General features: G+C 71.5%; 25 protein-coding genes. 8 read left to right on the forward strand and 17 right to left on the reverse strand.

Features of this window, described 5'->3' with window-relative positions; translation table 11 throughout:
• Positions 1–7 precede the first annotated feature (7 nt).
• The 7 genes from OG252_RS42305 to OG252_RS42335 form a co-directional block, all read right to left on the reverse strand.
• Positions 8–178, reverse strand: a complete 171-nt coding sequence (locus OG252_RS42305; RefSeq protein WP_030041537.1) for a membrane protein — start codon at positions 176–178, stop codon at positions 8–10.
• A 13-nt stretch (positions 179–191) separates the two neighbouring features.
• Positions 192–2,114, reverse strand: coding sequence for a serine/threonine-protein kinase (locus OG252_RS42310; RefSeq protein ID WP_329342834.1), 1,923 nt, complete (start codon positions 2,112–2,114; stop codon positions 192–194).
• Positions 2,115–2,136: 22 nt separating this feature from the next.
• Positions 2,137–3,654: a PASTA domain-containing protein gene (locus OG252_RS42315; protein WP_329342836.1), complete on the reverse strand. Its 1,518-nt coding sequence runs from the start codon at positions 3,652–3,654 to the stop codon at positions 2,137–2,139.
• A gap of 30 nt (positions 3,655–3,684) precedes the next feature.
• Complete coding sequence (locus OG252_RS42320) at positions 3,685–4,635, reverse strand: cytochrome c oxidase assembly protein (RefSeq protein ID WP_266443782.1); 951 nt, start codon at positions 4,633–4,635, stop codon at positions 3,685–3,687.
• A gap of 156 nt (positions 4,636–4,791) precedes the next feature.
• Positions 4,792–5,817 (reverse strand): 6-phosphofructokinase, encoded by a 1,026-nt coding sequence (locus tag OG252_RS42325; protein WP_266443785.1) that lies wholly within the window; start codon positions 5,815–5,817, stop codon positions 4,792–4,794.
• A gap of 178 nt (positions 5,818–5,995) precedes the next feature.
• Positions 5,996–6,724, reverse strand: a complete 729-nt coding sequence (locus OG252_RS42330) for a type 1 glutamine amidotransferase (protein ID WP_266443788.1) — start codon at positions 6,722–6,724, stop codon at positions 5,996–5,998.
• Between the two features lie 17 nt (positions 6,725–6,741).
• Positions 6,742–7,980 carry a MurT ligase domain-containing protein gene (locus OG252_RS42335; protein WP_266443791.1) on the reverse strand — a complete coding sequence of 413 codons (1,239 nt, stop codon included), beginning with the start codon at positions 7,978–7,980 and terminating at the stop codon, positions 6,742–6,744.
• A 146-nt stretch (positions 7,981–8,126) separates the two neighbouring features.
• On the opposite strand from OG252_RS42335, the gene def reads away from it, so the two are divergent.
• Positions 8,127–8,666, forward strand: coding sequence for a peptide deformylase (def, locus tag OG252_RS42340; protein ID WP_329342840.1), 540 nt, complete (start codon positions 8,127–8,129; stop codon positions 8,664–8,666).
• 94 nt (positions 8,667–8,760) lie between these two features.
• Here def and OG252_RS42345 read toward each other — a convergent pair whose 3' ends face one another.
• Entirely contained in the window at positions 8,761–9,405 is a 645-nt protein-coding gene (locus tag OG252_RS42345; protein ID WP_266443797.1) for a TetR family transcriptional regulator, read from the reverse strand.
• A 172-nt stretch (positions 9,406–9,577) separates the two neighbouring features.
• Between OG252_RS42345 and OG252_RS42350 the strand changes: the two genes are divergently transcribed.
• The gene (locus OG252_RS42350; RefSeq protein ID WP_329342842.1) at positions 9,578–10,804 is read left to right on the forward strand and encodes an acyl-CoA dehydrogenase family protein; all 1,227 of its coding nucleotides are present in this window, start codon (positions 9,578–9,580) and stop codon (positions 10,802–10,804) included.
• Between the two features lie 37 nt (positions 10,805–10,841).
• On the opposite strand, the gene OG252_RS42355 is transcribed toward OG252_RS42350, so the two are convergent.
• The 6 genes from OG252_RS42355 to OG252_RS42380 form a co-directional block, all read right to left on the reverse strand.
• Positions 10,842–12,056: a cytochrome P450 gene (locus OG252_RS42355; protein ID WP_329342844.1), complete on the reverse strand. Its 1,215-nt coding sequence runs from the start codon at positions 12,054–12,056 to the stop codon at positions 10,842–10,844.
• A gap of 135 nt (positions 12,057–12,191) precedes the next feature.
• Positions 12,192–12,428 carry a DUF6213 family protein gene (locus OG252_RS42360; RefSeq protein ID WP_266443806.1) on the reverse strand — a complete coding sequence of 79 codons (237 nt, stop codon included), beginning with the start codon at positions 12,426–12,428 and terminating at the stop codon, positions 12,192–12,194.
• A gap of 25 nt (positions 12,429–12,453) precedes the next feature.
• On the reverse strand, positions 12,454–13,839 hold the full coding sequence (locus OG252_RS42365; protein WP_329342847.1) for an NADP-dependent succinic semialdehyde dehydrogenase: 1,386 nt from the start codon (positions 13,837–13,839) through the stop codon (positions 12,454–12,456).
• Positions 13,840–13,914: 75 nt separating this feature from the next.
• A complete protein-coding gene (locus OG252_RS42370) occupies positions 13,915–14,373 on the reverse strand; it encodes an NUDIX domain-containing protein (protein ID WP_266443812.1) in 459 nt (152 codons plus the stop codon).
• Positions 14,370–15,908 carry an ATP-dependent DNA ligase gene (locus OG252_RS42375; RefSeq protein WP_329342849.1) on the reverse strand — a complete coding sequence of 513 codons (1,539 nt, stop codon included), beginning with the start codon at positions 15,906–15,908 and terminating at the stop codon, positions 14,370–14,372. Before OG252_RS42375 ends, OG252_RS42370 begins: the two co-directional genes overlap by 4 nt.
• 29 nt (positions 15,909–15,937) lie before the next feature.
• The gene (locus OG252_RS42380) at positions 15,938–16,903 is read right to left on the reverse strand and encodes an NAD(P)/FAD-dependent oxidoreductase (RefSeq protein WP_443068454.1); all 966 of its coding nucleotides are present in this window, start codon (positions 16,901–16,903) and stop codon (positions 15,938–15,940) included.
• Between the two features lie 69 nt (positions 16,904–16,972).
• Between OG252_RS42380 and OG252_RS42385 the strand changes: the two genes are divergently transcribed.
• The 6 genes from OG252_RS42385 (at position 16,973) to OG252_RS42410 (ending at position 22,224) form a co-directional block, all read left to right on the forward strand.
• On the forward strand, positions 16,973–17,554 hold the full coding sequence (locus OG252_RS42385; protein ID WP_266443819.1) for a helix-turn-helix domain-containing protein: 582 nt from the start codon (positions 16,973–16,975) through the stop codon (positions 17,552–17,554).
• 95 nt (positions 17,555–17,649) lie between these two features.
• Positions 17,650–18,627, forward strand: a complete 978-nt coding sequence (locus OG252_RS42390) for an NADPH:quinone oxidoreductase family protein (RefSeq protein ID WP_329342853.1) — start codon at positions 17,650–17,652, stop codon at positions 18,625–18,627.
• Complete coding sequence (locus OG252_RS42395; RefSeq protein WP_329342855.1) at positions 18,624–19,805, forward strand: acyl-CoA dehydrogenase family protein; 1,182 nt, start codon at positions 18,624–18,626, stop codon at positions 19,803–19,805. Before OG252_RS42390 ends, OG252_RS42395 begins: the two co-directional genes overlap by 4 nt.
• The gene (locus tag OG252_RS42400; RefSeq protein ID WP_329342857.1) at positions 19,802–20,875 is read left to right on the forward strand and encodes an acyl-CoA dehydrogenase family protein; all 1,074 of its coding nucleotides are present in this window, start codon (positions 19,802–19,804) and stop codon (positions 20,873–20,875) included. The genes OG252_RS42395 and OG252_RS42400 overlap by 4 nt, the downstream gene beginning before the upstream one ends.
• A gap of 182 nt (positions 20,876–21,057) precedes the next feature.
• Positions 21,058–21,915 carry a phosphatidylinositol-specific phospholipase C/glycerophosphodiester phosphodiesterase family protein gene (locus OG252_RS42405; protein ID WP_329342859.1) on the forward strand — a complete coding sequence of 286 codons (858 nt, stop codon included), beginning with the start codon at positions 21,058–21,060 and terminating at the stop codon, positions 21,913–21,915.
• A gap of 114 nt (positions 21,916–22,029) precedes the next feature.
• Entirely contained in the window at positions 22,030–22,224 is a 195-nt protein-coding gene (locus OG252_RS42410) for a hypothetical protein (protein ID WP_266443837.1), read from the forward strand.
• Between the two features lie 3 nt (positions 22,225–22,227).
• Here the strand turns inward: OG252_RS42410 and OG252_RS42415 are convergent, their stop codons facing one another.
• From OG252_RS42415 to OG252_RS42425, 3 genes are all read right to left on the reverse strand, one after another.
• Complete coding sequence (locus tag OG252_RS42415) at positions 22,228–23,466, reverse strand: phosphodiester glycosidase family protein (RefSeq protein WP_329342861.1); 1,239 nt, start codon at positions 23,464–23,466, stop codon at positions 22,228–22,230.
• Positions 23,467–23,541: 75 nt separating this feature from the next.
• Positions 23,542–23,925, reverse strand: a complete 384-nt coding sequence (locus OG252_RS42420; protein WP_266443842.1) for a DUF779 domain-containing protein — start codon at positions 23,923–23,925, stop codon at positions 23,542–23,544.
• Positions 23,926–23,967: 42 nt separating this feature from the next.
• Positions 23,968–25,143, reverse strand: a complete 1,176-nt coding sequence (locus OG252_RS42425; RefSeq protein ID WP_329342863.1) for a bifunctional class I SAM-dependent methyltransferase/NUDIX hydrolase — start codon at positions 25,141–25,143, stop codon at positions 23,968–23,970.
• Between the last annotated feature and the right edge of the window lie 9 nt (positions 25,144–25,152).

A 25,152-nucleotide genomic window follows, 5' to 3' on the forward strand; every position in this document is an offset into this window, starting at 1 on the left:
CGGTGCGTCATGTGCTCCGGGTGGCCACCATCCCGAGGGTGATCAGCCCCAGCACGACCCAGCCGAACCACAGCCAGCCGTTACTGCCGAGCGCCACCGTATAGGCGGTCACCGCGACGAGTCCGCCGACGGTGAGCACCCCCATCGTCCTGGTCGAGCCGTCCGTGGAACCGGGCATCGCAACACCCTCCTCATGGTTCGTCCCCCTCCATGGTGCCCCCGTTCTGCCTCCGCACGGTGCACACGACGAAATGTGTGCCGTTCTTCCAGGGGCCCTCGCTCGTCCAGGAGCCCGCCGTGTACACCGACGGGTCGAAGCCGTAGTCGGCCGGCGGCACCGCCCGCCCGCACGCCACGTCGGACTCGGTGCGCGCCTCGGCGAGCGTGACGTCCGCGCCCAATCGGGTGAATCCGAGCACCTCCTCGTCGTGCGCTCCCTCGCAGGACACCAGCCGGGCGTCCCGGTTGGAGCGCACGTCCAGACAGTCCCGCTTCTGCATGGTCGCCGTGTCCGCGAACGCCGAGCCCGCCTTGCGGTGGCCGCCGAGCGGCCCGTACAGCGGCCCGTGCGCGCCCAGCACCAGACAGGCGGTGCGCCGCCCGGCGGCCTCGAAACTGTCCGGCGTCGGCACGACGGCGAAGCTCCGCACGTCCGCGAGCCTGTCCCGGACCTCCCGCGTCCGCTCCTCGCATGCCGCAGGCCCCAGCCGCCGCGCCTCGTCCGCCGACGCGGCCGCGACGAAGGCCAGCACCTGACCGTCCGGCGCCTGGTCCCGGCAGGTCGGATCCAGCGACAGCCGGGGCGTGCCCTGGTAACGCTCGGCACCCGCCCAGTCGGCGAGCACACAGTCGCCGTCCCGCAGCGGCTTCGCCAGCCCCACGCTCTCTCCGTACGGCGGCCCGCTCCCGTCACCCCCGGGAGTGGTGGTCCGGTCCGCGAGGGCGTACCAGACGCCGCCCAGGGCGAGGACCATGCCGAGACCGCACGCGAGGACCGCCCGCAGGGCGTGCGAGCGCTCGCGTCGCCGCCTGACCGGCGCGGACGGCGGCGAGGGCGCGAGGGGCGGCCCGAAGTACCCGTGCGGATCCGGGGAGACGTCCGTCCCGGGCGGCCCCACGGTCGGCCCGAACCCCGGACCAGCGGTCGGCGGCGCGAATCCGTGCGGCCCCGCGGACGGCGCGGGCACCCCCGCCCAGGGTGGCTGCGACCCCAGGTCGGTCTGGGTCCGGGAGTACGCCTCGGCCTGCGGCGCGACGATCCCCGACAGCGCCGCCTCCGCCTGAGCCGCCGACAGCCGCTGCCCGGGATCCTTCGCGAGCAGCGCGGCCAGTACGGGCTCCAGCGCCCCCGCCCGCACGGCGGGACGGGGTTCCTCCATGACCACCGCGGTCACCTCGGCGAGATGCGACTCCCGCTCGAAGGGACCCCGGCCTTCGACGGCGTGGTAGAGAGTGCAGCCCAGCGAGAACAGATCGGCGGCCGCCGTGGGCGCCCCGCCCGTCGCCCGCTCCGGCGCCAGATACCCCGCGGTTCCCACGAGCACGGACGCCAGCGTGTAGCGCGTCTCGCCCGCGTCCGGCTGCACGGAGATGCCGTAGTCGGTGAGCAGGACACGGCCGTACGGCGCCCCGGAGCGGTCCGGCGCGAGCAGGATGTTCGCCGGTTTCACGTCCCGGTGCATGACGCCCCGCTGGTGCCCCGCGGTCAGCGCGTCGAGCACGGCGAGGCCGACGCGGGCGCACTCGGCGGGGGAGAGCGGCCCCCGGGTCCCGACCAGCTCACGCAGGTCGGTCGCGCCCGCCACGTACTCCATGACGATCCACGGCAGCCCCTCGTGCTCGAGCACGTCGTGCACGGTCACCACATGCGGATGACCGCGCAGCCCGGCCGCGTGCCGGGCCTCGGCACGGGCCCGGGCGACCCGTGCCTCCCGGTCGTGGCCGGCCTCCACCGGGTCGCGGAACACGATCTCCTTGAGCGCGACCTCGCAGGCGAGTCTCTGGTCGTGGGCGAGCCACACATGGCCCATGCCGCCGCTGCCGAGCCGGTTCAGCAGCAGATAGCGGCCGGCGATGACCCGGCCCACTCCCGACGTCGGTGATCCTGAAGGCATCCGGTGACTCCCGGTTCTGCGGCTACGTGGTCGCACCGGCGGATGCACTGCCCGCCGGGGCGCTCGTGACCGGTTCGCTGCCGGCCGGTTCGCTGGTGACGGGCGCGCTGGTCGGAGGCGGCGCACTGCTGGTGACCGGATCACTGGTCGGCGGCGAACTGGTCACATCCGGCGGCGAACTGGTCGGAGGGTCCGGGGGAGGCGGCGGAGGAGGGGGAGGCGGTGGCGCGCTCGTCGACGGTGGCGCCGAGCTGGGCGGCCGACTCGATGAGGTGTCGGTGTCCGGCGCCGAGCTGCTCGGCGGGTTCGACGAGGGCGGCGCGGAGCTCGACGGCGGGCTCGACGGCGGGCTCGACCCGGGCGATCCCGAACCGCCGGGCGACCCCGAACCGGACGACGTACCGGACGAGGGCGCGGAAGGAGATCCCCCAGGCCCGCTGCTCGACGGCGGCGGTGTGCCGGCCGACCCGGAGGACCCGGGCGGTGCCGGAGGAGCGGTGGACCCACCGGACGTGCCGTCCGACGTGTCCCCGGAGGTACTGCCGGGCCCGCCCCCGCCGGACTCTCCCCCGGCCACGCTCAGCGTCACGTACTCCCCGAAGCGCAGCTCGCTCCCCGCCGGCGGATCGGTCGCGGTGACCCTGGCACCGTCCGGCGGCAGCCCCTTGCCGTCGTACCCGGCCGCCAGCCCCGTGTCGGCCAGTTGCCGGCTCGCCTGCCCGAACGTCGTCCCGGCGAGGTTCGGCACCGCGCGCCGCTTCCGGGTGTCGAAGGTGGCATCGTCCTCGCCCGTCGTGCCGACCGGCCGGCTGATGCCCCGCTCGGGTTCCTGGACGTCGACCAGGGCGATCCGCTCCAGCGTCCGGGGCGCGGGCCGCACGGCCACCACCTGGGAACGCTCGTATCCCTGCCATTTCTCGTTGCCGTCCTCGAACTCGACCGAGATCCGGCTCGTGTCACCCTCGAAAGGCCGCAGCGGATTTCCGCACGAGCACTTCACGGCCGGCTGTCCCTGCTGATCCACGAGAATCGCGATTCCCGCCTGGAGCAACGAGTCGTAGGGGACCGCCTTTCCCTTTTTGTAGTCGTGGTTCTTCACGAGAGTGTCGTGACGCAGCAGAACAGGTGTGAGTCGTTCCAGATAATCCGGAATCTCGTTCTTCGAGATCTCCAGGGCACGCGCCCACGCCTGTGCCTTCTGGTCGTTCGCGGGATCGGTGAGAAACTGTTCGAGCCGGTCGACGTCACAGATCGTCGGCTGTTTCGAACCCCCGTACAGACCGGGTGTGTCCCCCTGCTGCAGGCCGCTGTGCACGGTCCGCGACCGGACCTGGGCATCCCGGCCAAGACCGCTGTTCTCGTCGAAGAACGGCGCCAGCGAGGGCACGCCCGCGGCGACCGCCTTCACCACCGTCAACGGCGTCTCGCTGTCGCAACCGGTCAGCGCGAGAACGAAAACCAGGAAGCACGCAATCCTTTTCCCGGCCCTTTGCATAAATGCGCGATGTGTCATCACCGCTCCCCCCGGCGGTTCCCCCATAGCGCTTCATGCTACTGAATAAGAAGCCTTTCAACGCCCGCGTGTGTTCAATGAGGCCAAATAGGCGTTGTATGCCTCGAGTTCCTTGTCGCCGTCCCGGTCGGCGGCCCGGTCCTCGCGCTTGGCCTGCCGCTGCTCGGAGCTGTACCACTGGAACAGCAGGGCGATCAGCACCAGGACGGAGGGGATCTCACTGAACGCCCACGCGATGCCGCCGGCCGCGTTCTGGTCGGAGAGCGCGTCGATGCCGAGCGAGGCGGGCGGGTTCTTGAACGTCTCGACCATCGGCTCGGACGCCATCATCAGCGCGATGCCGAAGAACGCGTGGAACGGCATGCCCGCGAACAGCTCCAGCATCCGCATCAGGTAGCCGGGCCGGTTGGGGCCCGGGTCCACGCCCATGATGGGCCAGAAGAACACGAAGCCCACGGCGAGGAAGTGCACCATCATCGCGATGTGCCCGGTCTTGGAGCCCATCAGGAAGTCGAAGAGCGGGGTGAAGTACAGCGCGTACAGGCTCGCGATGAACAGCGGGATGGTGAACGCCGGGTGCGTGATGATCCGCATGTACCGGCTGTGCAGGAACATCAGCAGCACCTCGCGCGGCCCCTTGCGGCCCCTGCCCGCGGGCGGCAGCGCACGCAGCGCCAGCGTTACGGGCGCGCCGAGCAGCAGCAGGATCGGCGACAGCATGCTGATCACCATGTGCTGCACCATGTGCACGCTGAACATGACCATCCCGTAGTCGTTCAGCCTGGTGCACATCACGAGTCCGACGGACAGCACACCCACGACGTACGCGATCGTCCGCCCCACCGGCCAGGCGTCACCACGCCGCCGCAGCCGCACGACCCCCCAGCCGTACAGCGCGAGCCCCACCACGCAGGCCACCAGGAAGAACGGGTCGGCCGACCACTGAAGACCCCGCCCCAGCGTGAACGGCGGCAGATCCATGGTCATGCCGTGCCCGCTGTGATCCATCCAACGGCTCCTGATTCGTGGGGGTTGTACGCCTCTGTCCGCCCCCAGACTAGAACTGCCCCCGGCCGCACTCGCGACCGGGGGCAGAGCAGCCGCCCACCTAGGGGCGCGGGGAACGGCGCGAGCAACCACACACGACCCGCACCCGCCGGACGGCTAAAGCACGCACTCGGCCTCTTCGTACCGCTCCGCAGGAACCGTCTTCAAGGTCTCCACGGCCTCGGCCAGCGGCACCATCACGATGTCCGTCCCCCGAAGCGCGGTCATCCGACCGAACTCACCCCGGTGCACGGCCTCCACCGCATGCCACCCGAACCGCGTGGCCAGCACCCGGTCGTACGCGGTGGGCGTCCCGCCCCGCTGCACATGCCCGAGTATCACCGGCCGCGCTTCCTTGCCCAGCCGCTGCTCCAGCTCGATGGACAGCTGCCGCGCTATCCCGGCGAAGCGCTCGTGCCCGTAGATGTCCTTGGCGCCTTCGTCGAAGCTCATGCTGCCGGGCCGAGGCTTGGCACCCTCCGCCGCGACGACGATCGCGAACCGCTTCCCCGCCTCGAACCGCTCGCCGACCTTCGCGGTCAACTCCTCGATGTCGAAGGGCCGTTCCGGTACGACGATGGCGTGCGCGCCCGCCGCCATGCCGGAGTGCAGCGCTATCCAGCCGGTGTGGCGCCCCATGACCTCGACGACCAGCACACGCTGGTGGGACTCGGCGGTGGTCTTCAGCCGGTCCAGCGCCTCCGTCGCGACGCCGACGGCCGTGTCGAAGCCGAAGGTCACGTCGGTGCCCGCGATGTCGTTGTCGATGGTCTTCGGCACGCCCACGATGGGCAGACCGTTGTCCGACATCAGCCGGGCCGCCTTGAGCGTGCCCTCGCCGCCGATGGGGATGATCGCGTCGAGGCCCAGCTCCTCGACGTGGCCCCGGGCCCGCTCCACGCCGTCGCGCAGATGGGAGGGCTGGACCCGGGAGGAGCCGAGGATCGTGCCGCCGCGGGCCAGGATGCCGCTCACCGCGTCGAGGTCGAGCTTGAGGTAGTCGCACTCCAGGAGGCCCTTCCAGCCGTCCCGGAAACCGATGACCTCGTCGCCGTGGTCGACGACGGCGCGGTGCACGACGGACCGGATGACGGCGTTCAGGCCGGGGCAGTCGCCGCCGGACGTGAGGACACCAATGCGCATAGCCCGGAATACCTTCTCGAGGGGGCCGGATCCGGACCACATTGTCCGGCTCGATCCCCGCCACCCTAACGGCAGGAGGGGGCGGGGGCGCATCGTACGTCCGCCTGCTGGACGACCCCGCTCACCTGTGCGGACGCGCCGTCAGACGGGCTGGTTACGGCAGGCTGGAGCCCAGATGTCACGCAGGTTGCTGCGCCGCCGCGATGCGCTCGTTGCGGAGCGCCTCGTACCACCGGTCGTCGGTCGGCGGCAGCGCGTTGACATCGAGCGCCAGCTTCAGCAGCAGGTCGGCGATCAGCGGATTGCGCGCGAGCACGGGACCGTGCATGTACGTACCGAAGACCGTGTCGTTGTACGCACCCTCCGTGCCGTCACCCGTCCCGTTGCCCTTGCCGAGGCGGACCTGGGCGAACGGGCGGGCGGTGGGGCCGAGGTGGGTGACGCCCTGGTGGTTCTCGAAGCCGGTCAGCGGGGGCATGCCCAGGCGCGGGTCGATGTCGGCGAGCACGTCACCGACGCACCGGTCGCCCTCGCCACGCGTGGAGACCACGTCGAGCAGGCCGAGGCCGGGCTCGCGCTGGCCGAGGTCGTTGATGAACTCGTGGCCGAGGATCTGGTAACCGGCGCACACCGAGAAGACGATCGCGCCGTTCTCGACGGCCCGGTGCAGACCGCCGTCCCGGCGCAGCCGCTCGGCCGCGAGCCGCTGCGGCCGGTCCTCGCCGCCGCCGATCAGGTAGATGTCGCCGGAGGTCGGGATCGGCTGGTCGCTGCGCACGTCGAGACGGGCCACGTCGAGGCGGCGCTGCCGGGCCCGGCGCTCCACGACCAGGACGTTGCCCTGGTCGCCGTACGTGCTGAGCAGGTCGGGATAGATCCAGACGATCCGCAGGCTGTTGTCGCTCACAAAAGTCCCCTGAGTGGTCAGTTGCCGACGCGGCGGCGCAGGTCCTGGAAGGCGGTGTAGTTGGCGATGACCTCGATGCGACCCGGCGGGCTCTGCTGCACGGCCTGGTCGAGGTTGTCGCAGACCTGGAAGTGCTGGCCCGCCACCTCCAGACGTACCGCGAGGTCCAGCTTGCGGTCGCCGACGACGCAGATCGGGTGGCCGGTCAGCCGCGTGTAGTCGACGTCCCACAGCCAGGAGGTGTCGGTGCCGTCCGCGCCGCGCGCGTTCACCGAGAGGATCACCGGGGTCGGCGGCGGATCGATCAGGCTGAACGTTTCGAGCCAGCCGGCGGGGTTCTTCGCCAGCAGCAGTCGGAGGTCGCGCTCCATGAACTGCACGACGTCGTACCGGCCGGCCACCGCCTGCACCTGGTACATGCGTTCCAGGGCGACCTGCGGCGGCACGCCGAAGACGGCGGCGACGGCGGCGGAGGAAGCGGCGTTGGCCTTGTTGGCGCGGCCGGGCAGCTGAAGGTGGATCGGCCAGGCGGAGCCGTGCGGGTCCAGGACATGGTCACCGGACAGCGCCCAGCTCGGCGTCGGCCGGCGGAAGCCGCACTCGCCGCAGAACCAGTCGTCGCCCGGGCGCTGCATCACGCCACCGCAGGACGGGCAGGACCAGGCGTCGTCCTTCCACATCTGACCCGCGGCGACCCAGATCACGTTGGGGGAGGAGGACGCGGCCCACACCACCAGCGGGTCGTCCGCGTTGGCCACGATCACGGCCTTCGAACCGGCCAGACCCTCGCGCCAGTTCTCGGCGAGCATGCGGGTCTCGGCGGCCCGGTCGAGCTGGTCGCGGGAGAGGTTGAGCAGGGCGATGCACTTCGGGTCGGTGTCCCGGGCGACGCCCGCGAGGTACTTCTCGTCGACCTCGATGACGCCGTACCGCGCGTCCGAGCTGCCCGCGAGCGCCGAGGTGATGCCGGCCGGCATGTTGGCGCCGAGCGCGTTGGAGACCACCGGGCCCGCGGCCCGCAGCGCCTCGGCGATCAGGCGGGTGGTCGTGGTCTTGCCGTTGGTGGCCGAGACGAGGACGACGTCCAGGTTCTGGGCGAGCCGGGCGAGAAGGTCGGGGTCGAGCTTGAGTGCCACCCGGCCGCCGATCACGGAACCGCTGCCGCGCCCCGCGGCGCGCGATGCCGCCGCGACCGCCTTGCCCGCGGTCACGGCGATCTTGGCCCGCGGCGAGAGCGGGTCCGAGTTGCCTGCCATCAGTTCTCGATCCTCCTTGCGTACGCGCCGCGCTTCAGCCTCCGGCCACGTGGTGTGGACCTCAGCCTATCGAGATCCATTCGCACTCCCGAATCGCGGCGCCCTCGCGACAGTCGCGTGACAGGGAGGACCGTACCCTTGCCGCCATGCGACACGGCCCGATCCCGGGCGCCCACGGGCGCGTCCGGCCCCTCACGCTGCTCGGCGACCACCCTCTGCACGCCCCCTGCGAGGAGGTCACCGACTTCGGCCCCGAACTGGCGGTCCTCGTGGAGGACTTGTTCGCGACCATGTACGCCGCCCAGGGCGTCGGCCTGGCCGCGAACCAGATCGGGGCGCCGCTACGGGTCTTCGTCTACGACTGCCCGGACGACGACGAGGTGCGCCACGTGGGCCACGTGGTGAACCCGACACTCGTCGAAACGGACGGCATCGTGCTCCGTGGCCCGGAAGGCTGCCTGTCCCTGCCGGGCCTGGAGGCGGGAACGGAACGCTACGACCACGCGGTGGTCGAGGGGTACACGGTGAAGGGCGAGCCGATCAGCATCCACGGCACGGGCTTCTTCGCGAGATGCCTGCAACACGAGTACGACCACGTGGAGGGCCGCATCTACGCGGACAGGCTGAGCGGCTGGCGCCACAGACGCTTGATGCGACAGGCGTCCCGAGCTTCATGGCACCGGTGAGTGGACGTACCTTCAGGGGCGCGGGGCTGTATCAATGTGCGGCTCCGCCGCGCGGGCGCGACCAGCCCCCACCGGCCCGCAGGTTCAACAACCGTCAGAACCCCGGACCGCCGACCTTGTCCCCCGCGGCAGCGAGCCGCCCCCACAACAGATCAGCCAGACTCCGCACCAACTCAGCCCGAGAACAAGGCCGTTCCCCCAGCCACCAGTCCCCGGCCGCATGCATCATCCCGACGATCCCGTGCCCCCACACCCGAGCCAACTGCTGCCCCCCGGGCCCGAGATCCACCCGATCCTCGATGACCTGCGCCAACTCCTCGCCCATCCTGCGGAGCAACGGCACGCTGTGCTTGCCGACGTCGAACCCGGGATCGCCGACCTGCCCCCCGTCCGCCGGATGCATCAGGAAGCGGTACACCTGAGGCCGCGCCTCGATCGCCGCCAGATACGTGTCCAGCGTCGCCTCGACCCGCTCCCGCCGGTCCGCCGGCGCGTCCAGCGCCGCACGCAGCGAATCGAGCAGCGCGTCCGTGTGCCGCTTGGCCAAGGCTGCGTAAAGCCCGCCCTTGTCGCCGAAGTGGCGATAAAGGATCGGCTTCGTGATGCCGGCCTCAGCGGCGATGGCGTTCATGGAGGCATGCGGACCGTCGCGCAGCACCACTCTGTCCGCGGCCTCCAGCAGCTCACGCCGGCGACGGTCGGCGGACCGTTGCTGATCGGTCCGCTGCGTGGTGTCCATGTGCTCTCCCCACCCGTGCTGATTAGGTAACGCCTGCGCAAACTAACACTCAGAATGCCTTGTACATCGAACGGGCTGCCGAGCGGGCACCAGGAGTTGACTTTTCCTACCCGCGGGTAACAGACTCGGGTTACCGTTAGTAACATGCACGTGCGTCGCCGCTGGAGGGGACATGGCCGAGTTCACCATGGAGCTCAACGACGAACAGAAGGAGGTCCGGGACTGGCTGCACGGCTTCTCCGCCGACGTCATCCGGCCCGCGGCCGCCGAATGGGACGAGCGTGAGGAGACTCCCTGGCCGGTCATCCAGGAAGCCGCCAAGGTGGGAATCTACTCCCTCGACTTCTACGCCCAGCAGTACTTCGACCCCACCGGCCTCGGCATCCCGATGGCCATGGAGGAGCTGTTCTGGGGCGACGCGGGCATCGCCCTCTCCATCGTCGGAACCGGTCTCGCCGCCGTCGGTGTCCTCGCCAACGGCACCGAGGAACAGATCGGCACCTGGATCCCGCAGATGTACGGCGATGCCAACGATGTCAAGGTCGCCGCGTTCTGCTCCTCCGAGCCCGACGCCGGCTCCGACGTCGCCTCGATGCGTACCCGTGCGGTCTACGACGAGGCCAAGGACGAGTGGGTGATCAACGGTACGAAGACCTGGGCGACCAACGGCGGCATCGCCAACGTCCACGTGGTCGTCGCCGTCGTGGACTCGGAGCTCGGCTCCAAGGGGCACGCCTCATTCATCGTCCCGCCGAACACCCCCGGTCTCTCCCAGGGGCAGAAGTTCAAGAAGCACGGCATCCGCGCCTCGCACACGGCCGAGGTCGTCCTGGAGAACGTACGGGTGCCCGGCTCGTGTCTCCTCGGCGGCAAGGCCAAGCTGGACGAGCGGCTGGCCCGCGCCCGTGAGCGGGCCAAGGCGGGCGGGGAGCGCGTGAAGAACGCGGCGATGGCCACGTTCGAGGCTTCGCGACCGGCCGTCGGTGCGATGGCCGTCGGTACGGCGCGTGCGGCGTACGAGGTGGCCCTCGACTACGCCAAGACGCGCGAGCAGTTCGGGCGTCCGATCATCGACAACCAGGGTGTGGCGTTCCAGCTCGCCGACATGCGGACGTCCATCGACGCGGCGCGGCTGCTGGTCTGGCGGGCGTCCTGGATGGCGGTCAACGGCAAGCAGTTCACGGCGGCCGAGGGGTCGATGTCGAAGCTGTTCGCGAGCGAGACGGCGAAGACGGTGACGGCGCAGGCGGTGCAGATCCTGGGCGGGAACGGCTACACGCGGGAGTACCCGGTGGAGCGGATGCACAGGGACGCAGCCATCTACACCATTTTCGAAGGCACCAGCGAGATCCAGCGCCTGGTGATCGCCCGCACCTTGTCGGGGATGCCGATCCGGTAGCGCCGTAGGGGTGCTGTGCGCCCCTGAGTTGATCGGCTCACCAGGTGACGGGCAGGGCTTCGGGCCCGCGGTTCAACGCGCCCTTCTTGAAGGGCACTTCCTTCGGCGGCACGGCGAGCCGCAACCCCGGCACGCGGTCCAGCAGCGCGTCGACCAGCAACTCGGACGCCAGCCGGGCGAGCATGGCGCCGGGGCAGTGGTGCGGGCCCGAGCCGAAGGACAGGTGCGGGTTCGGGCTGCGGGAGAAGTCGATCGTCTCCGGGTAGGGAAAGACGTCCGGATCACGGTTCGCGGAGAGGTACGACACGTAGATCGCGTCGCCCGCCCGGATCCGTACGCCCCTGATCCCCACGTCCTCCACGGCGATCCGGGACAGCCCGACCGCGTTGCGGTGCGGGATGTAGCGCAGCAGTTCTTCGACGGCCCGCGGGCGGAGCTCCGGCTCGGCGCGCAGCCGTTCGGCCAGACCCGGGCGGGTCAGCAGGAGGTAGAACAGCTGGCCGCTGTTGTCGGTGACCGCCTCGCCGCCGATCTGGAGCAGCACCGCGAGTCCGGCCGCCTCCTCCAGGGTGACCTCGCCACGGCCCACCGCGGCGCCCAGCAGTGAGCTGACGTCCTCGCCGGTGCTGCCTTCTCTGAGGCCGATGAGATCGGCGAAGTAGGCGCCCATCTCGTTCCTGGCCCTCTCGCTGACCTGGGTGCCGTCCGAGGAGGACAGGATCAGCCGGCTCCAGGCGTGCATGCCGTGCCGGTCGGCCGCCGGGACGCCCATCAACTCGCAGATCACGGCGACGGGGAAGGGGGTGAGGACGGTCGCCGTGAGGTCGGTCGGCGGGCCGTCCTGGAGCAGTTCGTCGACCAGTTCGTCCAGCATCCGGCGGGACGTCTCGCGGATCCGCTCCACGCCCTTCGCGGTGAAGGCGGCGGCGACCGAGCGGCGCAGCCGGGTGTGGTCCGGCGGGTCCAGGAAGCCGACCGCGCCGCGGGCCGGGGTGAAGTGCGGGGCGAGCCGGGTGACCTCCCGGTCCATGACGGCCTCGCGGCTGAACCGCGGGTCTTCGGTCACCATGCGGACGTCCTCGTACCGGGTGACCAGCCAGGCCCAGCCCTCGCCGTCGGGGAGCTGGATGCGGGTGACCGGGCCCTCGCTCATCAGCTCGGTCAGGACCGGGTCGAAGTCGACCCCGTTCAGGACGAGCGCGGGCCAGTGCCGGATCGGGGGCAGGATCTCGGTGATGGTCTCTTCCGTCATGCCGTACTCACAGCCGTCACGTTGCGCTCCGCCGGAGCCTTTGAGGGTGGTCCAGTCCACGATCACCCGGCGGGGCGACGATCTCGCGCGGGACTACTGCGTACGGGGAGTCCGAGGCGCCGCGGGAAGCGACCGCTATCCGCTCTGCCCGCTGCTGTGAGCGATGCACGCCACATCGATACGATCGGCCAGCTTGGCCAGCTCGATGGTCAACGCCGCCACCGTGTCCTCGTCGAGCCCGTCCTCCCCGGCCTCGACAAGGTGCAGCCACCGACCGCCCACCGTCCGCAACAACTTGCTGACATCGGCGGCAGCCACCTGCAAGGTCCCGCGGTCGTCGACGATCAGAGGCAGAGTCACTTCGCGGTTCACAAAGGGGATCGTAGCCGCGGAAGCCTCACGCTCCGTGCCATACGGTCGTGATGTTGCAGAACTCCCGGATTCCGTGCCCGGACAGCTCACGCCCGTACCCGGACCGCTTCACCCCGCCGAACGGGAACGCCGGATGGGACGCCGTCATCCCGTTCACGTACACGCCGCCCGCCTCCAGGTCCCGTACGAAGCGGTCGACCTCGTTCTCGTCCCGCGTCCACACATTGGAACTCAGGCCGAAGGGCGAGTCGTTGGCGATCAGCACGGCCTCGTCCAGGTCGGCGGCCCGGTACAGCGTGGCGACCGGACCGAACGCCTCCTCGCGGTGGATGCGCATCTCGCGGTCGATGCCGGCGAGGACGGTCGGCGGGTAGTACCAGCCGGGCCCCTCGGGCCGCTCCCCGCCGCACAGCACACTGGCGCCGCTGCGCTTCGCGTCGTCGACCAGTTCCTCCAGGTCGGCCCGCCCCTGTTCGCTCGCGAGCGGTCCGACCTCCGTCTCGTCCTCCAGGGGGTCGCCGATCTTCAGCGCCTTCATGCCCTCGACGAACCGCTCGGTGAACGCGTCGTACACGTCCGTGTGCACGATGAACCGCTTGGCGGCGATGCACGACTGTCCGTTGTTCTGCACGCGTGCGGTCACCGCGACCTGGGCGGCGCGGTCGATGTCCGCGGACGGCATGACGACGTACGGGTCGCTGCCGCCCAGCTCCAGCACCGTCTTCTTGACCATCTCGCCGGAGGTGGAGGCCACCGCGCGGCCCGCGGGCTCGCTGCCGGTGAGGGTGGCGGCCTTGACGCGTTCGTCGCGCAGGATCTCGTCGACCGCGGCGGAGCCGATGAGCAGGGTCTGGAAGGTGCCCTCGGTGAAGCCCGCGCGGTGGAAGAGGTCTTCGAGGTAGAGGGCGGTCTGCGGGACGTTGGAGGCGTGCTTGAGCAGGCCCACGTTGCCCGCCATCAGGGCCGGGGCCGCGAAGCGGACCACCTGCCACAGCGGGAAGTTCCACGGCATCACCGCGAGCACCGGGCCCAGCGGACGGTAGCGGACCAGGGCACGGGAGGCGCCGGAGTCCTTGACGTCAAAGGCGGCGGGCTCCTCGTCGGCGAGCAGTTCCTCGGCGTGGTCGGCGTACCAGTGCATCGCTTTCGCACACTTCGCGGCCTCCGCGCGGGCCTGCTTGACCGGCTTGCCCATCTCGGTGGTCATCACGCGGCCGATGTCCCGCTGGTCCTCGTCGACGAGGTCGGCGGCCCGGTGCAGGAGGCGGGCGCGCTCGGCGAACGACGTCGTCCGGTAGGTGCGGAAAGTGGCCTGCGCGAGCTGGAGCCTGCGCTCGATCTCCTCCTCGCCCATGGCCTCGTACGTCTTGAGCGTCTCGCCGTTCGCAGGGTTCACCGTTGCGATGGGCATGACGGACCTCCTCGGAGCGGACTGTGCTTCGACCTTCCCGCGCGGCGGTGGGGACCGCAACGCGTACGCATCTGCTCAGGGCGAGTGCTCCGCCAGCCGGTCGAGAAACGCGGCCTGTGCCTTGACGATCACGGACCGCGCGCGGTCCAGGTCGAACCACTCCACGCGGTCGATCTCGGGGAACTCCTGGGTCTGCCCGGACTTCGGCGGCCACTCCATCAGGAAGGTGCCCGGGGTGACGGTCGCCGGATCGAGGTCGGCCTCGACCGCCCAGGCCGTGACGACCTTGCCGCCCGTCTGCCGGACCTCGCCGAGCGGTACGGCCTCGCCGTCGGGCGGGGGCAGGCCCAGCTCCTCCTGGAACTCACGGCGGGCGGCGTCCCAGGCGGGCTCGTCGGGGTCGTACTCGCCCTTCGGCACGGTCCACGCCCCGGCGTCGCGCCGCGCGAAGAACGGCCCGCCCATGTGGCCGAGCAGTACCTCGGGGCCGTGGTCGGTGCGGCGGAACAGCAGCAGGCCCGCGCTGTGCTTCACGGCCGTACCTCCGGATGCGCCGCGAGCAGTGTCTCCACGGTGTCCGCCTCCTCCGGGCGCTTGTCCTCGCGGTAGCGGACCACGCGGGCGAAGCGGAGGGTGACGCCGGCCGGGTAGCGGGTGGACTTCTGCAGACCGTCGTAGGCGATCTCCACGACGAGTTCGGGGCGTACGGTCACCACATAGCCGTTGGTGTCCACGGCCAGCTCCTGGAGCCGCTCGGTCTGCCAGGTCAGCATCGCGTCGGTCATGCCCTTGAAGGTCTTGCCGAGCATCGCGAAGGAGCCGTCCGCGGCGCGGGCGCCGAGGTGGAGGTTGGAGAGCTTGCCGGTGCGGCGGCCGTGGCCCCATTCGGCGGCCAGGACCACCAGGTCGAGGGTGTGGACGGGCTTGACCTTCAGCCAGGACGCGCCGCGCCGACCCGCGCTGTAGGGGGCGTCGAGGGACTTGACGACGACGCCCTCGTGGCCGCGCTCCAGGGTCTCGGCGAGGAACTCCTCGCCCGTGTGCACGTCCTCGGGGCCCGACACCAGGGTGCGCCGCACCCGCATCGGCTCGGGCACCAGCCGGGACAGTTCCGCGTGCCGTTCGGCGAACGGCAGGTCGAGCAGGTCGCGGTCGTCGACGGACAGGGCGTCGAAGAAGACGGGGGAGACGGGGACGGCCTCGGCCGCCGTCGTCACGTCCACGCGGGAGCCGACGCGGCCCGCGGTCTCCTGGAAGGAGCGGGGGCGGCCGTCCGCGTCGAAGGCGATGACCTCGCCGTCCAGGATGAAGCGCTCGCCCCTCAACTCCAACGCGGCCGAGGTCAGTTCGGGCAGGCGGTCGGTGATGTCGTCGAGGGTGCGGGTGTACAGCCGTACGGTGTCGCCGTCCCGGTGGACCTGGACGCGGATGCCGTCCAGTTTCTCCTCGACCGCGCAGGCGCCGAGCTTCTCGACCGCCTCGGCCACCGAGGAGGCGCTGTGGGCCAGCATCGGCAGGACCGGGCGGCCGACGGTCAGCCGGAAGCGGTCCAGGGCGCCCGGGCCGTCCGCGAGCAGGGCCTGGGCCACCGTCTGGAGCGAGCCCGCCAGCATCACGGCCCGCCGTACGTCCGCCGATGGCGCTTCGGTCGCCTGGGCGAGGCCCTCGATCGCGACCGCGTCCAGCGCGCCCTGCCGCACCTCCCCGCTGATCAGCCCGAGCAGGAACCGCTGCTCGTCGGCCGTGGCCGCGCCCATCAGCTCGCCGACCAGCCGGGCCCGCTCGGCCTGCGAGCCGGCGCCCGAGACCTTGCCGAGCGCGCTCAGCAGGGCGTCCACCTCGCTCACGGTCAGGGCCGGCTCGGCGGCCGGGGCGACCGGGCGGCTCAGCGCCTTCCAGCCGACGCCGAGCCTGCCCTGCGGCAGGCGGCCCGCCAGATACGGGATGACGATCGGCACGTCCGCGGCCTCGGCGTCCCGGAAGAGTTCGGCGAGAAGCGCGATCTTCCGGGAGCGCGCCGAGGTCGCGGCGACCTCCTGGGACACACGGGCCAGCCGGGTCAGCAGCATGCAGCCATGGTGCACCGGAGGCGGACGCTCTACACCCGGACGGCCGCGACGGCCGCATCCAGGTCCGCCATCAGCAGTTCGCCGTTGAGCGTGGCCGCCGCCCGGTAGCCGCCGGCCGCCGCGTTCACGACCTGCTCCGCGAAGCCCATGGCGTTGCCCGCGGACCACACCCCGGGCACGGTCGTCAGACCCGTCTCGTCGGCCACGGGGTACGCGCCGAACGGAGTCTCGCGCAGCTCCGCGCCCAGGCGCCGGAGGAGATCCGTCTGCGGGACGGCCCGGGGTGCCACGAACAGCACCTCGCGGTCGTGCGTGGTGCCGTCCGCGAGCCGGAGGCCGGTGAGCCGGTCGTCCTCCGTGATCAGTTCGGAGACCTCGCCGGGCACCACCTTGACCCCGGCCGCGGCCAGCCTGCGCAGGTCGTCGTCCGACAGTTCCTCCTCGGCGACGGTGTGCAGGAAGAAGGTCACGTCCTTCGACCACTGGGACACGATCAACGCCTGGTGCACGCCCATCGGGGTGGTGGCGAGCACGCCGAACGCCCGGTCGCGCACCTCCCAGCCGTGGCAGTACGGGCAGTGCAGCACGTCCCGGCCGAAGCGCTCGGCGAGGCCCGCGACCTCCGGGAGCTCGTCCTTGAGGCCGGTCGCGATCACCAGGCGCCGGGCGTGCACGGTGCGCCCGCCCGCCAGGTCCACGGCGAAGCCCTTCCTGACGTCCACCACCCGGTCCCGGACGAGCTCGACGCCGTACCGCGCGATCTCCTCCCGGCCGACCGCCAGGAACTCGGCCGGGGACATGCCGTCCCGGGACAGATAGCCCTGCATGTGCGCGGCGGGAGCGTTGCGCGGCTCGCCCGCGTCGACGACCAGCGTGCGGCGCCGGGCGCGGCCCAGGACCAGCGCGGCGGACAGCCCGGCCGCTCCGCCGCCGACGACGACCACTTCGTACGTGTTGGTGTTGTTCTCGGTCTCGGTCTCGGTCACGGTGACCACCTCCACTGAGACAGTCGCGCGGCCACTGCCGCATTGACAAACAGGTTTGCCGAAACTGCAATAGGTGTCATGAGTGACGACGACATGGACGAGGTTCTCGCGGAGGTCGGTCCCCGGCTGCGACGGATCCGGAAGGAGCGGGGTGCCACGCTGGCCGGGCTGTCCGAGGCGACCGGCATCTCGGTGAGCACGCTGTCCCGGCTGGAGTCGGGGCTGCGCAAGCCCAGCCTGGAGCTGCTGCTGCCGATCGCGCGGGCGCACGAGGTGGCGCTGGACGAACTGGTGGGCACGCCGGCGGTGCGCGATCCGCGGGTGCGGGCCGAGCCGATCAGGCGGCACGGACGCACGTACTGGCCGCTGACCCGCCAGCCCGGCGGCCTCCAGGCCTTCAAGGTGCTGGTACCGCAGGAGGAGAACGGGCCCGAGCCGCGGACCCATGAGGGCTACGAGTGGCTGTACGTGATGTCGGGGCGGCTGCGGATGGTGCTGGGTGATCACGACATCGTGCTGACCGCGGGGGAGGCCGTCGAGTTCGACACCCGCGTGCCGCACTGGTTCGGGTCGACGGGGGAGGGGCCGGTCGAGTTCCTGAGCCTGTTCGGGCCGCAGGGCGAGCGGATGCACGTACGGGCGCGGCCCAAGCGGTCGTGACGCACCCGACTGTTCCCTGATCGGCAAGCGACCGCTTAGTATGCGAGGGACCCCGGTCAGACGACGCAGTCCCGTGAGTCCCGTGGAGGCTTCGCATGCAGGCATGGCAAGTGCACGAGAACGGCGAGCCTGGCGAGGTGATGCGCACGGCGGACGTGGCGCCGCCCACGCCCGGCGAGGGCCAGGTCCTGCTGAAGGTGCGTGCCGCGAACATCAACTTCCCGGACGTGCTCATGGTCCGCGGCCACTACCAGGTCAGGCCGCCGCTGCCGTTCACGCCGGGCGTGGAGATCTGCGGCGAGACCGAGGACGGGCGGCGGGTCATCGCCAACCCCGCGCTGCCGTACGGCGGGTTCGCCGAGTACGCCCTCGCGGACGCCGCCGCCCTGCTGGCCGCCCCCGACTCGCTGGACGACGCCGAGGCCGCCGCCCTGCACATCGGCTACCAGACGGGCTGGTTCGGTCTGCACCGGCGGGCCCGCCTGGAAGCCGGCGAGACGCTGCTCGTCCACGCTGCCGCGGGAGGGGTCGGCAGCGCGGCCGTGCAGCTCGGGAAGGCGGCCGGCGCCACCGTGATCGGCGTCGTCGGCGGTGCCGAAAAGGCCGCCGTGGCCCGCGAGCTGGGCTGTGACGTGGTGATCGACCGGCGGAGCGAGGACGTCGTCGCCGCCGTGAAGGAGGCGACCGGCGGCCGGGGTGCCGACGTGGTCTACGACCCCGTGGGCGGCGAGGCCTACACCCAGTCCGCCAAGGTCGTCGCCTTCGAGGGCCGGATCGTCGTCGTCGGCTTCGCCAGCGGCACGATTCCCAGCCCGTCGCTCAACCACGCCCTGGTGAAGAACTACTCGGTCCTCGGCCTGCACTGGGGCCTGTACAACACCAAGAACCCGAAGCTGGTCCAGCACTGCCACGAACAGCTCACCGAGCTGGCCGCCCGGGGCGCGATCAAGCCGCTGGTCAGCGAGCGAGTGCCGCTGGGCGGAGCCGCGGCAGCCGTGCAGCGGGTCGCCGACGGTGTCACCACCGGCCGGGTCGTCGTGGTCCCCGGCCTCACCGACGGAGGCGCGGCATGACCGACGCAGCCGACCTCAGGACCCGCAGCGCCGAGTTGCTGGCCACGTACCCGCCCGCGACCACCGACCGGACGGACTTCCTCAAGGCCCGCTTCGACGCCGGACTGGCCTGGGTGCACTACCCGCAGGGCCTCGGCGGACTCGGCGCCCCGCGCTCCCTCCAGGCCGTCGTGGACGCCGAGCTGGAGGCCGCGGACGCCCCCGACAACGACCCGCGGCGCATCGGCATCGGACTGGGCATGGCCGCGCCGACGATCCTGAAGTACGGCACCGAGGAGCAGAAGCAGCGGTATCTGCGGCCCCTGTGGGTGGGGGAGGAGGTCTGGTGCCAGCTGTTCAGCGAGCCCGGCGCCGGATCCGATCTCGCGGCGCTCGGTACCCGCGCCGTCCGTGAAGGCGACGAGTGGGTCGTCAACGGGCAGAAGGTGTGGACATCCAGCGCCCACCTCGCCCGCTGGGCCATCCTCATCGCCCGCACCGACCCGGACGTGCCCAAGCACCGGGGCATCACCTACTTCATCTGCGACATGACCGACCCGGGTGTCGAGGTGCGGCCGCTGCGCCAGATCACCGGCGAGGCCGAGTTCAACGAGGTGTTCCTCACCGACGTCCGCATCCCCGACTCCCGCCGCCTCGGCGAGGTCGGCGACGGCTGGCGGGTCGCGCAGACCACGCTGAACAACGAACGCGTCGCCATCGGCGGCATGCGGCTGCCCCGCGAGGGCGGCATGATCGGGCCCGTCTCCAAGACCTGGCGCGAACGCCCCGAACTGCGCACCCACGACCTCCACCAGCGGCTGCTCAAGCTCTGGGTCGAGGCCGAGGTCGCCCGCCTCACCGGCGAACGCCTGCGCCAGCAGCTCGTCGCCGGCCAGCCCGGCCCCGAGGGCGCCGGCATGAAGCTCGCGTTCGCCCGCCTCAACCAGGAGATCAGCGGCCTGGAGGTCGAACTCCTCGGCGAGGAGGGCCTGTTGTACGAGGACTGGACCATGCGCCGACCGGAACTGGTCGACTTCACGGGGCGCGACGCGGGCTACCGCTACCTCCGTTCCAAGGGCAACAGCATCGAGGGCGGGACCACCGAGGTCCTGCTGAACATCGTCGCCGAGCGCGTCCTGGGCCTGCCCTCCGAGCCGCGCACCGACAAGGACGTCGCCTGGAAGGACCTGGCCCGATGACAGATCTTCTCTACTCCGAGGAGGAAGAGGCGCTCCGCTCCGCCGTCCGCGACCTGCTCACGGACCACTGTGACGCGGCGGGCGTGATCGCGCGGACCGAGTCCGACGCGCCGCACGACCGCTCGCTGTGGAAGGCGCTCGCCGACGGCATGGGTCTCGCCGGGCTGCTGGTCCCCGAGGCGCAGGGCGGCCATGGCGCCTCACACCGTGAAGTCGCCGTCGTTCTGGAGGAGTTGGGGCGTGCGGTGGCGCCTGTGCCCTATCTGACCAGTGCCGTCGTCGCCACCGAGGCGCTGTTGGCCTGCGAGGCCGACGACCTGCTCGCCGACCTGGCGTCGGGCCGGCGCATCGGGGCCCTCGCCGTCGCCCTGAACGTCGCTCCGGGCGGCGCCTTCAAGACCGTACGGTCGGAAGACGGCACCCTGTACGGGGAGTTGACCGGCATCGCGGACGCGGCGGCGGCCGATGTCCTGCTCGTCCCCGCCGGGGACGGCGGGCTGTACGCGGTCGACGCGGACGCCGTGACCATCACGCCGCAGGTGTCGCTGGACCTGACCCGGCCGCTCGCGACCGTCACCCTCGACGGGGCTTCCGGGCGCCGGATCGGGGAGGCCGAGCCCGCCGTACGACGGGCGCTGCGGGCCGGAGCCGGGCTGCTCGCCTCCGAGCAATTCGGGCTCGCCGAATGGTCGTTGACCGAGACGGTCCGCTATCTCAAGGAACGCAAGCAGTTCAACCGGCCGGTCGGCGGCTTCCAGGCGCTCAAGCACCGGCTCGCCCAGCTGTGGCTGGAGACCGTCAACCTGCGTGCCGCCGCCCGTAACGCGGCGGACGCCCTCGCGACCGGCGAGGACGCGGACGTGGCGGTCGCCGTCGCGCAGGCGTACGCGGCGCAGGTCGCCGTGCACGCGGCCGAGGAAGCGGTCCAGTTGCACGGCGGCATCGGGATGACCTGGGAGCACCCGGCCCACCTGTACCTGAAGCGGTCGAAGGCCGACTCGATCGCCTACGGGACGGCGGGCGCCCACCGGGAGGCGGTGGCCGAACTCGTCGGCCTCCAGGCTCCCTGACCTTCACCGGAAGAAGCCGGAACAAGCCCGCCCCACCTGGGGCGGGCTTTTTCGTGTACCCCGCACCGACGAAGTGAACGAACAGCGGCAGTCCGGCCAACTCCTCTCCCAGCACTGCTCCTTGGGCCCTTCCGGAACGCATACTCTCTGCGGTCCCGTAAGGCCTACCAGGGAGGCAGAGCATGCCCCTCACCACCCGTCGCAGAGCCCTCACCACCCTCGGCGCCGCCCTCGCGGGCACGGTCGCCCTGCCCGCCACCAGTGCGCTGGCCGGCGAACAGAAGCACCGCCCGCGGCCGTTGTGGCGCGCCCACGCCCACAACGACTACGAGCACCCGCGCCCCCTCCTCGACGCCCTCGACCACCGCTTCGGCAGCCTCGAGGCCGACATCTTCCTCGTCGGCGACCAACTCCTCGTCGCCCACGACCCGGTCGACCTCGACCCGGCCCGCACCCTCGAATCCCTCTACCTCGACCCTCTCGCCGCCCGCGTCAGGGCCAACCACGGCTCCGTGTACCGGGGTTACCGCAAGCCGCTGCAACTGCTCATCGACATCAAGACCGAGGGCTCGTCGACGTACCTCGAACTCGACCGGCACCTGAAGCGCTACAAGCACCTGTTCACGACGTACGCCCACGGCCGCGTCCTGCCCGGCCCGGTCACCGCCGTGATCTCCGGCGACCGCGCCGCCCGTACGCCCATGGAGGCGCAGACCGTACGGCGCGCCTTCTACGACGGCCGGCTCGCCGACCTCGCAACCTCGGCGCCCGCCTCCTTCGTCCCGCTGATCAGCGACAACTGGACGCTCAACTTCACCTGGCTGGGCGTCGGCGCCTTCCCGGACGCCGAACGGCAGAAGCTGCGGACCATCATGCGGACGGCGCACGCACGCGGGCAGAAGGTCCGGTTCTGGGCCACCCCGGACCTGGCCGGCCCCGCCCGGGACGCCCTGTGGGCCGAACTGCTGGCCGCCGACGTCGACTACATCAACACCGACGACCTCGCAGGGCTGGAAGCCTTCCTGGACGCCCACCGGTAGGCGCAGACACCACACGTTCGGAGGACAGGTCAGCCGCCCGGACGAACCCTCCGCTGCGCCACACTTGCGGCCGAACGCCGTGAACCGGACATGGCGTGGCGGAGGAGGCTGACGATGGCGATTTCCATCTCTTTTGTGCTGCTCTTGGCGATCCTGGCGGTGATCTTCCTGCGCAGTGGCGCACTGAAGTTCCCCCACGCGCTGGTGTGCCTGCTACTCGGCTTCTGTCTGGCCGGCACGAACATCGCCCCCAGCATCAACAGCGGCCTGACGGCGACGGCGGACATCGTCAGCACCCTCAGACCGTGAGCGTCACGGGGTCGTGAAGACCCCGATCCCGTTCGGAACGGGCCGTTCCGCGCCGCCGGAGGGATGGTTGCGTACGGCGACGGCACTCGTGCCAGGCTCGCGGGCGACCAGGGTCGTCGACCCGCCGCCGTCCAGGCTGAAGGCGTGGGCGGCCCCCAACTCCCGCATGACCTCGGCCACTTCGGCGATCGTCAGACCGGTGCGGTACTCGGGCGCCCCGTCCAGCGCGAGCAGCAGCAGGCGCCGTCCGCCGTCCGTGATGCCCGCGGCGGTGCGCACGGCCGAGGTCGTGTCGTCCAGGCCCGGCAGCGGCCGGCCGTCCCTGAGGACCGGGTAGCCGCCGAGTGCGAAGCGGTACGGGATCTTCGACACGGACGGCACCAGCCGGTGCCGCACCGTCACCGTCTCGCCGGTGGACAGCTTCCGCAGGTGCTGAGCGCCCGCCTCCCGGCCGACGAGCACCGTGGTGCCGGCGGCGATGGGCCCGCTGCCGGGGCGGTCCGCGGCCGACACGACGCGTCCGTCGCGGACCGTCACCTCGTAGGTGTCCGTGCTGCACGGAGCGGCCCGCTCGGTGTCCGTGCCGCAGGTCGCCCGGACCCGGGAGGCGCTGCCCCAGTCAGCGGTGAACGCCCCGACCGACCCGACCGGCAGCGCGTACTGGTTCAGCCCGCCGAGCGGCAGCCGCTCCTCGGGCGTGCGGACCGAGCCGACGAGGGACAGCCCGTCCATCCGGGCCCGGCGGTCGACGCCCACCCCGATCACGTCCCTGGTGCTCGTGCCGGGCGGCAGCGCCGGGCCGAAGCGCTGGCCATGGGGGACCGCCGCCTTGAGGACGTGGCCCTTGGCGATCGCCGGTCCCACGCTCGCGCCGGTGGCCTGCACGCCGGGGTGCTGGGTCTCGGTGATGTTGAAGAAGTCGCCGTTGACGCCCGCCACGGCACCCGTGGCGTCGGCCATGGTGGAGACGGTGGCCCGCGCGGCGACCGCCCCCGGATACAGCAGGTCCACGCGTACGCGCGGATCGAGCAGGTCGACGGTCAGTACATGGGCGTGCGCGGTGCCCTTGGCCGCCGGGATGTCGAACTGCTCGTACTCGACACCCGCGGCGATCCGGGCCGGCTCCTGCACGGCGCCGGCCGGTGCCGCCCCCAGCAGGGCCGCACCGGCCAGCGTGCCGAGTGCCGTGAGTAACGTCAGTGCCGATCTGCCCGCCACGAACCGTACTTGACGATGCGTCACCATTCCCCCTGAGGACTCGTCAATTGTCACAGGACTCAGGGAGAGTGCACCAGACGTCGACGGCCGTGGGGGTGGCTACGCGTCGACGAGCCGAGAACGGATGAGGAAACGCACCCCCTCGGGGGCCTCCAGCGAGAACCCGCTGCCCCGGCCCGCGACGACGTCCACGATCAGCCGGGTGTGGCTCCACACCTCGTACTGGCTCCGCGACATCCAGAACATCACCGGCTCCTCGACCCCGGGCACGTCCAGCTCCGCGAGCAGCACGTCCGAGCCGCCGGTGCGGAACTCGCCGGCCTGGTAGCACATGGGTGCGCTGCCGTCGCAGCAGCCGCCGGACTGGTGGAACATCAGCGGACCGTGCGTCTCGCGCAGCAGGCGCAGCAGGTCGGCCGCGGCGGGGGTGAGCTCGACGCGGGGGACCTCGTGGTGTGCGGGGAGTGCGGATTCTTCGGGCATGGCGGCGAGTGCAGCACGGGGAAGGTTGCGAGGGGGTTGCGGTCAGTCGCCGTACGCGGTGAAGTGCGCCGGCGTGTGATCGATCGGCAGGTCCGGGCGCCAGGCGGTGAGCCCCTGGGCGCTGCACACGAACAGGTTCTCCGGCAGCCGGTCCAGGGCGAACCAGCGCCAGTCGCCGACCCGTTCGCCGGGCTGGTCGGCGGCCTCACCGCGCCATGCCGTCACCCGGGCGGCCACGGTGACCCGTACGACACCGTCGACGTGGTCGAGGAGCGTGCCCACAAGCCGTACGTCGGCCGGGCGGGCGTCGATCCCGGTCTCCTCACGGAGTTCCCGCACGACCGTCTCCCGGAGCGACTCGCCGGGTTCCACCGTGCCGCCGGGCAGCTCCCAGGTGCCGCGGCGGTGACGGCCCAGGAGCAGGCCGCGCGGGCCGTGCAGGATGGCGCCGACGCCGATCGCCGCGTGCGCGACCGGTGGCCGCGAGGAGCGGGGGCGGGAGGAGACGCGGACGGGGCGGATCGCCCGGAAGACCCGGTAGGAGGCGTGGTTGTCCTCGCCCGGCGTGTCGAGGACCTCAACGCCTTCGACGCGCAGCCCGTGCTCGGCGAGCAGGTCTGTCCAGAGCTCCGGGGCGAGCACCCACATCCGGACGGTCGTCTCGCCGCCGCCGGTGAGCGAAAGGATCTCGGGCCGGGACGCGAGGACGGACGAGGGACCGTCGCCGTGCGTGTTGGTGTGGAGCACGGTGAAGCACAGCGTCCCGCCGGGCCTGAGCGCACCGGCCAGGGCGGGCAGCAGCCGACGGGGATCGATGTACGGCACGGCGTTGACGGAGTAGATGACGTCGTACGGCTCGGACGCCCGCAGGTGTTCGACGGCGTCGGCCCGGACCAGCCGCAGGCCGGGCAGCGAGCCGTAGCGGGCGCGGGCCCGCTCGTACTGGCTCGGCGAGGAGTCGACCGCGTCCACGCGGGCGCCGTGGGCGCGCACGAGGTGCGCGGCGTGCCGGGCCGGACCGCAACCGAGGTCGAGGACCCGCCGGCCGGACAGCTCGCCGAGGATCTCGGCGCCCGGGCCGGTGTCCCGGATCCCCCAGTCGAGCCGCGTAGCCTCCGGCAGGACCGTGCCGCGCCGCAGGTGGTGGGTGCCGTACGCCTGCCAGGCGTCGGCGTTGACCGACTCGGCCTCCTCCGAGTCGGGGTGGTGGTCCGTCACGGTGCCTCC

This window comes from Streptomyces sp. NBC_01352 (assembly GCF_036237295.1).
GTDB lineage: Bacteria > Actinomycetota > Actinomycetes > Streptomycetales > Streptomycetaceae > Streptomyces > Streptomyces plumbiresistens.